Below are 13,147 nucleotides of genomic sequence, written 5' to 3'. Positions count from 1 at the left end.
TCTCGGGGGCGTCAGAGCCCCCCGCGGGTCCGCCGAAGCCGGCCGCCGTCACTGCCGTTCCCGCACGTGACCTCGCGGACACGCTCGGGGAGTCGAAGGCGGTCCACGGCGGTCAGGGCCTGTCCGGCGGCGTCCGTCAGCGCAGCACCAGCCACAACTCCGCTCGTACGTCCATGTCGTCCAGGTCCGCGTCCAGCAACTCCGCGCAGCGTGCAATGCGTTGGCGGACCGTATTGCGATGGACCTTGAGGGCGACCGCCGTCCGGTCCCAGCTGCCGTGCAGGCTCAGCCAGCACCGCAGTGTCTCGGTCAGCGGTTCGGTGAGCGGGGCCAGGAGGGTACGGGCGTGGGCCTCGGCCCGGTCGGCGGGGATCAGGGCGGCCAGGCCTCCGACACCGGTGCGGTGCGTGGCCAGCGGGGAGCGGGTGGCCTCCGCGCGGCCCAGGGCGCGGGCCGCCTCGATGTCGGCGGTGGACAGGGCGGTGACGGGGGAGGGGGCGGAGGCGCCGAGGATCCAGCCCGTCTGCGCCGTCGCCTCGCGGCGGTCGGTGAGCAGGACCCGTACCGTTTCGCAGTCCGCGTCGACCAGGGCGGAGCCCAGCGACGTACCGAGAGCTCCGGCGGTGAGCGGGTCGGGGGCCGTGCCGTCCGCGCGACGGGCATGGACCACCGTCCACAGGGCCCCGCCGTCGGAGAGGAGCGGCGCCACGTCCTGCGGGGGCGCCCCCAGCAGCATCCGTACGAGCGCTGCCGAACGGCCCGCCGCGTCGGCCCCCTGGTGCGGGGCGGTCAGCAGGGCGAGCAGGACGACGGCGATGCCGGCGACGGTGTGGTCACCGGGATTGCGCCGACGGGTCGCCAGGGCCAGGGCCAGCCCCTGGCCGCCGCTCAGTGCGTAGGCGGCGAGCTGCATGCCCTCCAGGGTGTCGGTGGCGGATGCGGGGGAGCCCCTCCGGCGGGAGGAGACCACCCGGGACAGCTGGACCAGGGCTGCCCGCTCCTCCGGCGGCGGACGGCCGCCCGCCACGTGCAGCTCCTCGCCCTCGCCGGTGAGCAGCACCACCCGGCCCTCCAGCTGTACGGCGAGCTGGTGGAGCACCGCGGGCACCGGGTCGGGGCGGGCCGCGGCGGCCGCCAGGGCCTGCTGGGCGCGGGTCACCCGGCGCAGCTCGCGGTGGCGGGCCTCCGCCATCAGCCGCCACACCGCCCGCGCGATCGCTGTGAAGGGGGTTTCAGGGGGCACTTCGAGCAGCGGCAGACCGTGCCGGTCGCACGCCTCCACCAGCGCTGCCGGCACCGTGTCGTGCACCGGGGCCACCCCGAAGCCGAGCGCCGCCGCCCCCGCCTCCACCAGCCGGGCCACATACGTGTCCGGGTCGGTGAGCAGGACCCCGGCACTGAGCAGCAGCTCACCACCGAGCAGATACGGGTACGGGTCGGCCATCTCCGAGGTGTGCACCCACAGCAGATCCGCGTGGTCCGGACCGGCGATCCGGCGCAGCCCGAGTTCCTCCCTGGCCAGCAGCTCGGCCAGGGGAATGGGCGGGGTCGGTGGTCCGGCGGGGGAGTCCGGCATGGATGGTCCATCCATTCGGGGAACGGAGAGTGGATGAAACGTACACTTCAGCGTCGGCTTCCGGCCACCTACCGTCTTCACGACACACGACCCGTGTATCGAGACGAGACGGAGGAAGCCCATGGCTGTCGACTACGCAGTGATCGTCGTCTATCTGGCCGGCATGCTCGCCATGGGCTGGTGGGGCATGCGCCGCGCCAAGTCCAAGAGCGAGTTCCTGGTCGCCGGCCGGCGGCTCGGCCCCTGGATGTACTCCGGCACCATGGCCGCGATCGTCCTCGGCGGTGCCTCCACGATCGGTGGCGTCGGCCTCGGCTACCAGTACGGGCTCTCCGGCGCCTGGATGGTCTTCACCATCGGCCTCGGGCTGCTCGCCCTGTCCGTCTTCTTCTCGGCCCGCATCGCCCGGCTGAAGGTCTACACCGTCTCCGAGATGCTCGACCTGCGCTACGGCGGCCGGGCCGGGCTCATCTCCGGCGTCGTCATGTGGGCCTACACGCTGATGCTCGCGGTCACCTCGACCATCGCGTACGCCACCATCTTCGACGTCCTCTTCGACCTGAACCGGACCCTCTCGATCATCCTCGGCGGCGCCATCGTCGTCGCGTACTCGACGCTCGGCGGCATGTGGTCGATCACGCTCACCGACATGGTGCAGTTCGTCGTCAAGACGATCGGTGTCCTGCTGCTGCTCCTGCCGATCGCGGTCATCAAGGCGGGCGGCTTCAGCGAGATGAAGGCCCAGCTGCCCACCGAGTACTTCGACCCGCTGGGCATCGGCGGCGAGACGATCTTCACGTACGTCCTGATCTACACCTTCGGCATGTTGATCGGCCAGGACATCTGGCAGCGCGTGTTCACCGCCCGCAGCGACCGCACGGCACGCTGGGGCGGAACCGTCGCCGGTACGTACTGCCTGGTCTACGCGGTCGCCGGGGCCGTCATCGGTACGGCGGCCAAGGTCATGTACCCGAAGCTGCCCAGCGCGGACGCGGCCTTCGCGACGATCGTCAAGGACGAGCTGCCGGTCGGCGTACGGGGCCTCGTACTGGCAGCCGCGCTCGCCGCGGTGATGTCGACGTCCTCCGGTGCGCTGATCGCCTGCGCGACCGTGGCCAACAACGACATCTGGTCGCGGCTGAGGGGCGCGGTCGGCGCGGGGGACGGCGAGGAGCGGGACGAGGTGAAGGGCAACCGGGTCTTCATCCTGATCATGGGCATCGCCGTCATCGCCATCGCCATCGCGCTCAACAACGTCGTCGAAGCCCTGACCGTCGCCTACAACCTGCTCGTCGGCGGGCTGCTGGTGCCGATCCTGGGCGGCCTCCTGTGGCGCAGGGGCACGGCGGCGGGCGCGCTGGCCGCCGTCTCCGTCGGTGGCATCGCGGTGATCGGGCTGATGGCGACGTACGGCATCCTTGCCAACGAGCCGGTCTACTACGGGCTGCTGTCCTCGCTCACGGTGTACGTGATCGTCTCGCTGGCGACGAAGCCGACGGACGCCGCGGTGCTGGTCGCCTGGCGGGCACGCCTGGCGGGGCGGGATGCGGACGGGGCGGAAGCCGCGGACCCGGTCGCCGCTCAGCCGTTGCCCTCGGGCGCCGGGCAGGCGTGATTCCGCCCTCACTGCGGAGCGGGCCCGATCCAGGCCCCGCAGTCCTCGATTAACGTACAAACGCCCACAAGGCGCGCACCACCGAGCAGAGCCCGAGCGAAAGGCACCCACCCATGAGCAGCAACGAATCGCCGCGCGGCCCCGTCGACTCCTCCCGCGTCCCGCGGTACGCCGGTCCCGCGACGTTCGCCCGGCTGCCCCGGCTCGACGAGGTCGGCACCGCCGACATCGCCGTCGTCGGTGTGCCTTTCGACAGCGGGGTCTCCTACCGCCCCGGCGCCCGCTTCGGCGGCAACGCCATCCGTGAGGCCTCCCGGCTCCTGCGCCCGTACAACCCGGCGCAGGACGCCTCACCCTTCGCGCTCGCCCAGGTCGCCGACGCCGGTGACATCGCCGCGAACCCGTTCGACATCAACGAGGCCGTCGACACGGTCGAGGCCGCCGCCGACGACCTGCTCTCCACCGGCGCCCGCCTGATGACGCTCGGCGGCGACCACACCATCGCGCTGCCCCTGCTGCGCGCCGTCGCCAAGAAGCACGGCCCCGTCGCCCTGCTCCACTTCGACGCCCACCTGGACACCTGGGACACCTACTTCGGCGCCGAGTACACCCACGGCACCCCGTTCCGCCGGGCCGTCGAGGAAGGCATCCTCGACACCGAGGCGCTCTCCCACGTCGGTACCCGCGGCCCGCTGTACGGCAAGCAGGACCTCACCGACGACGCCAAGATGGGCTTCGGCATCGTCACCTCCGCCGACGTCATGCGACGCGGCGTCGACGAGATCGCCGACCAGCTTCGGCAGCGCATCGGCGACCGGCCGCTCTACATCTCCATCGACATCGACGTCCTGGACCCGGCGCACGCCCCCGGCACCGGCACCCCCGAGGCCGGCGGCCTCACCTCGCGCGAACTCCTGGAGATCCTGCGCGGCCTCTCCTCCTGCAACCTGGTCTCCGCGGACCTGGTCGAGGTGGCCCCCGCGTACGACCACGCGGAGATCACCTCCGTCGCCGCCTCCCACACGGCGTACGAGCTGACGACGATCATGGCCCGCCAGATCGCGGCGGCGAAGGGGGCGCAGGGCAAGTGAGCCACGACCACGACGACCGGCCGCAGCTCACCCCCGCGCAGGCCGAGGCGGCCCTGAACCCGCCGCCCGGTCGCAACGGCGGCGACCTGGTGATCGAGACCCTCCAGGGCCTCGGAGCCACCACCGTCTTCGGGCTGCCGGGCCAGCACGCGCTCGGCATGTTCGACGCACTGCGGCGCTCCTCCCTCTCGTACATCGGACTGCGCGTCGAGAACAACGCGGGCTTCGCCGCCGACGCCTACGGCCGGATCACCGGCGAGGTGGCCCCGCTGCTCCTCTCCACCGGACCGGGCGCGCTCACCTCCCTCGCCGCACTCCAGGAAGCGGCGGCGGCGTCCGCGCCCGTGCTGGCGATCTCCAGCCAGATCCCGACCGCAGGGCTCGGCGGCGGTCGCCACGGCTATCTGCACGAACTCCGCGACCAGAAGGCGTCGTTCCGCGACATCGTGAAGTCCGTGCACACGGTGCGTACGGCCTCGCAGGTCCCGTCCGCGATCGCCGCCGCCTGGGAGTCCGCGCTCACCGCTCCGCACGGGCCGGTCTGGGTGGAGATCCCGCAGGACGTGCTGCTCGCCGAGACGGTCCTGCCGGCCGTCAGCGCGCTCGACGCGACCCCGCGCGAGCTGTACCCGCGTCCCGAACTGATCATCGCGGCAGCCCACCTGCTGTCGAACGCCGAGCGGCCCGCGATCATCGCGGGCGGCGGAGTCGTACGGTCCGACGCGACCGGCAAACTGCGCGCGCTCGCGGAGAAGATCAACGCCCCGGTCGTCACCACCTTCGGCGGCAAGGGCGCCTTCCCCTGGGAACACCCGCTCTCGCTCCGGTCCTGGCTGGAGGACCGGCACACCACGGACTTCCTGGAGTCCGCGGACGTGCTGCTGGTCGTCGGCTCCGGGCTCGGCGAGCTTTCCTCGAACTACCACACGTTCGCTCCCCGGGGCCGGGTCGTCCAGATCGAGGCCGACGCCGGGAAGCTGGAGTCGAACCACCCCGCACTCGGCATCCACTCCGACGCCCGCGAGGCCCTGGACGGCCTCCTGGACGCGGTGGAAGCCCGCGAGGACGAGACCGCGCCCGAGCGCGTCCGTGCGGTGCTGGAAGCGGTCCACGACAGGATCGCCGCCCAGGACCTCACGCTGGAGCAGCAGGTACTCGCCTCGGTCCGCGAGGCGCTGCCCGACACCTCACCCAGCTTCTGGGACATGACGATCCTCGCCTACTGGGCCTGGTCCGCCTTCGACGCCCGCCACCCCAACACGATGCACTCGGCGCAGGGCGCGGGCGGCCTCGGCTACGGCTTCCCGGCCGCGATCGGCGCAGCGGCGGCCGACCCCACGAAGCCGGTGCTGGCGGTCTCGGGCGACGGCGGCGCGATGTACTCGATCGCCGAGCTCGCCACCGTGCGGCAGTACGGCCTGCCCGTCACCTGGCTGATCGTCGACGACGGCGGCTACGGCATCCTGCGCGAGTACATGACAGGTGCCTTCGGTGAGGCCACGGCGACGGAACTGACCCGCCCGGACTTCGTCGCCCTGGCCGAGTCCTTCGGGGTCCCCGCGGTGCGCACGACGCCGGAATCCCTGGCCGCCGATCTGGGGAAGGCACTGGCAAGCCCCGGCCCGTCGGTCGTCGTGCTCCCGGCTCTGCTGAGGATGTTCGAGCCGACGCATCTGTGAGCGCCTGCCGTCCGCGTACCCGGGGGACCCGTGCCCCGGGTACGCCGGGTGCCTACAGCGACTGCAGAGCTTTTTCGATCTCGGCCTTCTGGGCCTCGACGCCCAGACGGAACTGCTCCCGCTGCCCAGGATCGAGTGCGTACGGAGGTTCCTTCCGCGTCGGCAGCAGATCGGGGATCGACCGGAAGAGCACCGCCGCCGCCGCTCCCTCTCCACGGTTCCGCGCAGTGATCAGATACTTCCCGACCTGCCACAGATGATCGTTGAGCACCTTCGACGGTGCTCTCAGGATGTCCTTCACCGTCGCGGACCTGCCCAGCGAATGATGCGGCCCGTCGCTGCACTCCTGCAGTGCTGCCAGCGCGGCATAGAGCTGTCCGCAGCGGAATGCCTCCGCGTGACCGCTGTTCGGCATGGAGTGCCCCCCCGTCCGTCGTACCGCGATTCCCGGTCGGCGGACATAGCTACCCAGGTCACCAACCGGCCGAACACGCCCGCCGGTCCTAGGACCACCCGAGTCCCGTCTCCGACCATGGGCCGAGAATTGTTGCAGCGGGATGAAATCCGCAGCTGACCGCGTTGGTGACGTGCGGTAGGTCAGGTGGGTCAGCGGGGCGAACTGGAGGCACGGGGTGGCGGGCGCGAAGGTGCAGGGCGCGAAGGAACAGGACGCCGAGCAACAGGGGTGGGGCCGGCGGCTGACGGGATACGCGTGGCGCTACCGGCGCAACGTCCTGCTCGCGCTCGGGTCGTCGCTCGCCGGTATGGCCGTGATGGCCCTCGTCCCGCTCATCACCAAGGTGATCATCGACGATGTCGTCGGCGACCACACCCGTTCCCTGGGCGTCTGGACCGGCCTGCTTGTCGGAGCGGCCGTCCTCGTCTACATCGCCACCTTCGTCCGCCGCTACTACGGCGGCCGGCTCGCCCTCGACGTACAGCACGATCTGCGTACCGAGATGTACACGACCCTCACCCGGCTCGACGGGAAACGGCAGGACGAGCTGTCGACCGGACAGGTCGTCGGGCGTGCCACCAGCGACCTGCAGCTGATCCAGGGGCTCCTGTTCATGCTCCCGATGACCATCGGGAACATCCTGCTCTTCGTCATCTCCCTGGTGATCATGGCGTGGCTCTCGCTGCCCCTGACCCTCATCGCCCTCGCCGTCGCCCCCGCCCTCTGGTTCATCGCCCGCCGCTCCCGCGCCCGCCTCTTCCCCGCCACCTGGTACGCGCAGAGCCAGGCCGCCGCCGTCGCCGGAGTGGTGGACGGGGCCGTGTCCGGGGTCCGGGTCGTCAAGGGGTTCGGGCAGGAGGAGCAGGAGACGGGCAAGCTCCGCGAGGTCGGCCGCAAGCTCTTCGCGGGCCGGCTGCGCACCATCAGGCTGAACTCCCGCTACACCCCCGCCCTCCAGGCCGTCCCCGCGTTCGGCCAGGTCGCCATGCTGGCGCTCGGCGGCTGGCTCGCGACCCGCGGCGAGATCACCCTCGGTACGTTCGTCGCCTTCTCCACCTACCTCGCCCAGCTCGTCGGCCCCGTCCGGATGCTCGCCATGGTGCTGACCGTCGGCCAGCAGGCACGGGCAGGTGTGGAGCGCGTCCTGGAGCTGATCGACACCGAGCCGTCCATGCAGGACGGTACGAAGGAGCTCCCGGCCGACGCCCCCGCCCGCGTCGAGTTCGACGACGTGCGCTTCGGCTACGACGAGGAGCGCCCCGTACTCGACGGCTTCTCCCTCACCATCGAGCCCGGCGAGACCGTCGCCGTCGTCGGTGCCTCCGGCAGCGGCAAGTCCACCGTCTCGCTCCTGCTGCCCCGCTTCTACGACGTGACGCACGGCGCCGTCCTCGTCGGCGGTCACGACGTCCGCGAGCTGACCCAGAGCTCGCTCCGGGCCGCCATCGGGCTCGTACCGGAGGACAGCTTCCTCTTCTCCGACACGATCCGCGCCAACATCGCGTACGGATTCCCGGGGGCCACCCGGGAGCAGATCGAGCAGGCCGCCCGCGCCGCCCAGGCCCACGGCTTCATCTCCGCGCTGCCCGAGGGGTACGACACCACGGTCGGCGAGCACGGGCTCACCCTCTCCGGCGGCCAGCGCCAGCGCGTCGCGCTCGCCCGCGCCATCCTCACCGACCCCCGGCTGCTCCTCCTCGACGACGCCACCTCAGCCGTCGACGCCCGGGTGGAGCACGAGATCCACGAGGCCCTGGCACAGGTCATGGCCGGTCGCACGACCTTGCTGATAGCGCACCGCCGCTCCACCCTCGGCCTCGCCGACCGCATCGCCGTCCTCGACCAGGGGCGGCTCGCCGACATCGGCACGCACGCGGAGCTGGAGCAGCGCTCCGCGCTCTACCGGCGGCTCCTCACCGACCCCGACGAGCTGGGCGGTACGTCACCCGGCCACCAGCCGGTCATGGCCGGGGTGCCCGAGGACGACGACCGCGCGCTCCAGGAGGAGCTGGAGGCCGAGTTCGACGCCGAGCGCGGCATCACCCCCGAGCTGTGGATCCGCAAGGAGGAGCAGCGCGACACGGCGGCGGCCGGCATGCCCGCAACCCCCGAGCTCCTCGCCCAGGTCGACGCGCTGCCGCCCGCCACCGACACCCCGGGCATCGACGAGGCGAGCGCCGTCCGTCCGGAGGAGTCGTACGGACTGCGCAGGCTCCTGCGTGGCTTCGGGCTCCCGCTGCTCGTGAGCCTGGCGCTGGTCGCCGTCGACGCGGGCATGGGCCTGCTCCTGCCCGTCCTGATCCGGCACGGCATCGACGACGGCGTCACCAAGATGGCGCTCGGCGCGGTCTGGGCGGCGGCGGGGCTCGGTCTGCTGGCCGTCCTCGTGCAGTGGGTGGCCCAGATCGGCGAGACCAGGATGACGGGCCGCACGGGCGAACGCGTCCTGTACTCCCTGCGTCTCAAGATCTTCGCGCAGCTCCAGCGGCTCGGCCTCGACTACTACGAGCGCGAGCTGACCGGCCGGATCATGACCCGGATGACGACGGACGTGGACGCGCTGTCCACCTTCCTCCAGACCGGTCTGGTCACGGCCTTCGTCTCCGTCGTCACCTTCTTCGGCATCACGGTCGTGCTGCTCGTCCTCGACATCCAGCTGGCCCTGGTCGTCTTCGCGACGCTGCCGTTGCTGATCGTCGGTACGTTCTTCTTCCGCCGCAAGAGCGTCAAGGCGTACGAGCTCGCCCGGACCCGCATCAGCGTCGTCAACGCCGACCTCCAGGAGTCCGTCTCCGGCCTGCGGATCGTGCAGGCCTTCCGGCGCGAGCAGGACGGCGCCGAGCGGTTCGCGGCCCGCAGCGACCACTACCGCCAGGCCCGGGTGCGTGGGCAGTGGCTGATCTCCGTGTACTTCCCGTTCGTGCAGCTCCTCGCCTCGGTCGCGGCGGCCGCCGTGCTGATCGTCGGCGCGGGCCGCGTCGACAACGCCACGCTGACCACGGGCGCGCTGGTCGCCTACCTCCTCTACATCGACCTGTTCTTCGCCCCCGTGCAGCAGCTGTCCCAGGTCTTCGACGGCTATCAGCAGGCCACGGTCTCCCTCGGGCGGATCCAGGAACTCCTCCAGGAGCCCACCTCCACGGCCGACCACGACGCACCGCGGGACGTCTCCTCGCTGCGCGGCGAGATCGCCTTCGAGGACGTCTCCTTCACCTACGGCGCCCCCGGCGGTGAGAAGGAGGAGGCCCTCACGGGCATCGATCTGCGGATCCCGGCCGGTCAGACGGTCGCGTTCGTCGGCGAGACCGGAGCGGGGAAGTCCACGCTCGTCAAGCTCGTCGCCCGCTTCTACGACCCGACGAGCGGCCGGGTCACGGCGGACGGCACGGATCTGCGGGCGCTGGACATGACCGCGTACCGGCACCGGCTCGGAGTCGTACCGCAGGAGGCCTACCTCTTCGCCGGTACGGTCCGCGACGCCATCGCCTACGGCCTGCCCGACGCCACCGACGCGCAGGTGGAGGCGGCGGCCAGGGGAGTCGGCGCGCACGACATGATCGCCACCCTGGAGGACGGCTATCTGCACGAGGTCGCCGAGCGCGGCCGCAACCTCTCGGCCGGCCAGCGTCAGCTGATCGCCCTGGCCCGCGCCGAGCTGGTCGACCCCGACATCCTGCTCCTCGACGAGGCGACCGCCTCCCTGGACCTCGCCAGCGAGGCGCTGGTCAACCAGGCCACCGACCGGCTCACCGGCCGCCGCACCACGCTCGTGGTCGCCCACCGGCTGACGACGGCCGCCCGCGCCGACCGGGTCGTGGTGATGGACCACGGCAGGGTCGCCGAGGACGGCACGCATGACGAACTGCTCGCCAGGGACGGGAAGTACGCCCGGCTGTGGCGCACTTTCATAGGCGAGGGCATAGGGGAGGACACGCCGGCGGGTGTGTGACGCCGTCGCCACCGCACTGCTCCCCGGAACCTTTCGGCCCGCCCCGGCGTCGTACGCACATACGTACGTGTGTCGGGCGAGGCCCGGAATGTTCGATGGAACAGGTGGGGTGGACGGGGTGGTGGGACCGCTGAGGTCGTCGAGACCGTCGAGAGGGCCCGCCAGGAGGCGCCTGGGGGCGGGGCTGTTCGTCCTGCCGCTGCTCGGAGCCGTGGCGCTGGTGCTCGGCACCTCGGGTGCGTCCCCGGCGCATGCCGCGTCGGCCTGTTCCGGACGGCTGGTCAAGACGGTGACGTTTTCGACCGGCTCACTGCTGGTCTACGAGAGCCGCGCCTACGCGTGCGCCGTCACCGTCGCCAAGAAGCCGGGTGCGCGCCGCGCCATGCGCGTGTCGCTGCAGCCGCGCGGGGGCCGGGCGGCCGTCGACAGCGGCAGTTTCACGAAGCTGGCCGGTCCGGTCACGGTCCATTCGCTCAACCGCTGCGTCCGTGCGTCCGGCTCCATCTCGGGCAAATCGGCCTCCACGGGATGGATCCTGTGCTGACGTACAACTGGGTCTGGCGTTGCAGGTGTTACCCCGGCTAGGTTCGCGGCGTCTGTCGTGAATCAAGGGGAGGGTGCATGCGCAAGGCGCTCAGAGGGTTTCTGTCGCTCGCGGTGCTCATAGGCACAGTGAGTGCGACGGGGGCCTCGGCCGGTGCGGCCACAGCCGCGGAACCGACCACCAAGCAGAGCAGCGGCTCCAGCAGCAACAGCGAGAGCAGCAGCGAGGACATCAAGGACCGCATCCTGGCCATCCCGGGCATGAGTCTGATCGAGGAGAAGCCGTACCCCGGCTACCGCTTCTTCGTCCTCAACTACACCCAGCCGATCGACCACAAGAGGCCGTCCAAGGGCACCTTCCAGCAGCGCATCACCCTGCTGCACAAGGACACGAGCCGCCCGACGGTCTTCTTCACCAGCGGCTACAACGTCTCCACCAACCCGAGCCGCAGCGAGCCGACACAGATCATCGACGGCAACCAGGTGTCGCTGGAGTACCGATTCTTCACCCCGTCCCGCCCGGCGCCCGCGGACTGGTCGAAGCTCGACATCTGGCAGGCCGCCAGTGACCAGCACCGCGTCTTCACCGCGCTGAAGAAGATCTACTCCGAGAACTGGCTGACCACCGGCGGTTCCAAGGGCGGCATGACCGCCACCTACTTCGAGCGCTTCTACCCGAAGGACATGGACGGCGTCGTCGCCTATGTCGCGCCCAACGACGTGGTCAACAACGAGGACTCGGCGTACGACCGCTTCTTCGCCGCCGTCGGCACCAAGGAGTGCCGCGACCGGCTCTCCGGTGTCCAGCGCGAGGCCCTCGTCCGCCGCGAGCCGCTCGAGAAGAAGTACGAGGCGTACGCCGCCGAGGGCGGCTACACCTTCAACACCGTGGGCTCGCTCGACAAGGCGTACGAAGCCGTCGTCATGGACTACGTCTGGGCGTTCTGGCAGTACAGCCTGCTCGCCGACTGCGAGGCCATCCCCGCCGACGCCGCCAAGGCCACCGACGAGGAGATCTGGGACTCGATCGACGGCATCTCCGGCTTCTCCGCCTACGCCGACCAGGGCCTGGGGACGTACACGCCGTACTACTACCAGGCGGGCACGCAGCTCGGATCGCCCGACATCAAGCAGCCGTGGCTCGGCAACCTGAGCCGGTACGGCTACCAGCCGCCGCGCAACTTCGTACCGCGTGACATCCCGATGAAGTTCCAGCCCTCGGCGATGCGTGACGTGGACAGCTGGGTCCGCCACAACGCCCGGCACATGCTGTACGTCTACGGGGAGAACGACCCGTGGGGTGCCGAGCCCTTCCGCCTCGGCAGGGGCGCCCGTGACAGCTACGTCTACACCGTGCCGGGCGGCAACCACGGCTCCAAGGTCGCAGGTCTCGTCGCGGACGAGAAGGCGAATGCGACCGCGGCCATCCTGCGCTGGGCCGGAGTGGCCCCGGCGGCCGTCGAGGCCGATCCGGCGAAGGCGAAGCCGCTCGCGAAGTTCGACGCGCGTCTGGACAAGCGGGACGTTGAGCTCGAGCGGAACCAGGGACTGCGGCCGTAGTCGGGCCGATATGCCGAAGTGGGCTGTGCGCACCGGGTGTTGGTCACACCCGGCGCGCGCAGCCCACCGGCGTGTCCCCGCCCAGCTGTACGAAGAGATCCGTCGTGTCCGGGCACAGGCCGCGCCGCTTCACAGCGGATCCGACCTCGAACTCCGGTGGCTGCTCACCCGATCCGTCGCAGGCCGTCTCCCTGACCTCGCCCTTGCGCGAGTTGTAGACGCAGTCCCCGACAACGGTCAGCGGGCCGCCTCCCTGCCCGGGATCGCCCGGATGCGGAGACTCCAGAGTGCGCATGCACGCGTACCCGCCGGGCACGGTGGCCTCATGGGAGGGGCTGCTCTGCGAGATGTGCAGCACGAAATCGGTCGAGGGCGGGCAGGCCGGACCCTCCGAGGGCGCACCGGTGTACCGGGCCAGCACCCGCGCCGCCGCCTTCTCGCTGCGGCACGACACCTCGCGGACCACGTCCCCGCGCGAACTGCAGTCGGCGGGCCCCAGGAACACCACCCCGTAGCCCGACGGCGCGGTACTGTCCCGCAGCCCGCCGGCCCCGGGCTGCGAGGCGCTGCCCAGGGGCTGTTGGCAGGCGCTCAGGAACAGTGCCGCCAGTGCGGGCAGCAGGAAGCGCAGTACCCTCGGAACACGTTTCTCGCACATGACTGCCCCCCCCGATACG

9 protein-coding genes are annotated in these 13,147 nt (G+C 71.1%); 6 read left to right on the top strand and 3 right to left on the bottom strand.

Annotated features, from left to right (window positions below):
- Window positions 1-136 precede the first annotated feature (136 nt).
- Window positions 137-1,576 (bottom strand): PucR family transcriptional regulator ligand-binding domain-containing protein, encoded by a 1,440-nt coding sequence (locus tag ACFWBQ_RS05825; protein ID WP_385484415.1) that lies wholly within the window; start codon window positions 1,574-1,576, stop codon window positions 137-139.
- Between the two features lie 121 nt (window positions 1,577-1,697).
- Here ACFWBQ_RS05825 and ACFWBQ_RS05820 point away from each other — a divergent pair, with 121 nt between their 5' ends.
- From ACFWBQ_RS05820 to ACFWBQ_RS05810, 3 genes are all read left to right on the top strand, one after another.
- Complete coding sequence (locus tag ACFWBQ_RS05820) at window positions 1,698-3,191, top strand: sodium:solute symporter (protein WP_385484412.1); 1,494 nt, start codon at window positions 1,698-1,700, stop codon at window positions 3,189-3,191.
- A 113-nt stretch (window positions 3,192-3,304) separates the two neighbouring features.
- Window positions 3,305-4,282, top strand: coding sequence for an agmatinase (gene speB / locus ACFWBQ_RS05815; RefSeq protein ID WP_385484409.1), 978 nt, complete (start codon window positions 3,305-3,307; stop codon window positions 4,280-4,282).
- Entirely contained in the window at window positions 4,279-5,961 is a 1,683-nt protein-coding gene (locus ACFWBQ_RS05810) for a thiamine pyrophosphate-binding protein (protein WP_385484406.1), read from the top strand. The genes speB and ACFWBQ_RS05810 overlap by 4 nt, the downstream gene beginning before the upstream one ends.
- 52 nt (window positions 5,962-6,013) lie before the next feature.
- On the opposite strand, the gene ACFWBQ_RS05805 is transcribed toward ACFWBQ_RS05810, so the two are convergent.
- A complete protein-coding gene (locus ACFWBQ_RS05805) occupies window positions 6,014-6,376 on the bottom strand; it encodes a hypothetical protein (RefSeq protein WP_385484403.1) in 363 nt (120 codons plus the stop codon).
- A 217-nt stretch (window positions 6,377-6,593) separates the two neighbouring features.
- Here ACFWBQ_RS05805 and ACFWBQ_RS05800 point away from each other — a divergent pair, with 217 nt between their 5' ends.
- The 3 genes from ACFWBQ_RS05800 (at window position 6,594) to ACFWBQ_RS05790 (ending at window position 12,470) form a co-directional block, all read left to right on the top strand.
- Complete coding sequence (locus tag ACFWBQ_RS05800; protein ID WP_385484400.1) at window positions 6,594-10,367, top strand: ABC transporter ATP-binding protein; 3,774 nt, start codon at window positions 6,594-6,596, stop codon at window positions 10,365-10,367.
- An 88-nt stretch (window positions 10,368-10,455) separates the two neighbouring features.
- The gene (locus tag ACFWBQ_RS05795) at window positions 10,456-10,911 is read left to right on the top strand and encodes a hypothetical protein (protein ID WP_385484397.1); all 456 of its coding nucleotides are present in this window, start codon (window positions 10,456-10,458) and stop codon (window positions 10,909-10,911) included.
- Between the two features lie 77 nt (window positions 10,912-10,988).
- A complete protein-coding gene (locus tag ACFWBQ_RS05790; protein WP_385484394.1) occupies window positions 10,989-12,470 on the top strand; it encodes a S28 family serine protease in 1,482 nt (493 codons plus the stop codon).
- Between the two features lie 43 nt (window positions 12,471-12,513).
- Here ACFWBQ_RS05790 and ACFWBQ_RS05785 read toward each other — a convergent pair whose 3' ends face one another.
- A complete protein-coding gene (locus tag ACFWBQ_RS05785) occupies window positions 12,514-13,128 on the bottom strand; it encodes a hypothetical protein (RefSeq protein ID WP_385484391.1) in 615 nt (204 codons plus the stop codon).
- Window positions 13,129-13,147: the final 19 nt, after the last annotated feature.

It is taken from the genome of Streptomyces sp. NPDC060035, from assembly GCF_042736635.1.
GTDB lineage: Bacteria > Actinomycetota > Actinomycetes > Streptomycetales > Streptomycetaceae > Streptomyces.
This window is presented reverse-complemented; position numbering and strand designations above follow the sequence as displayed.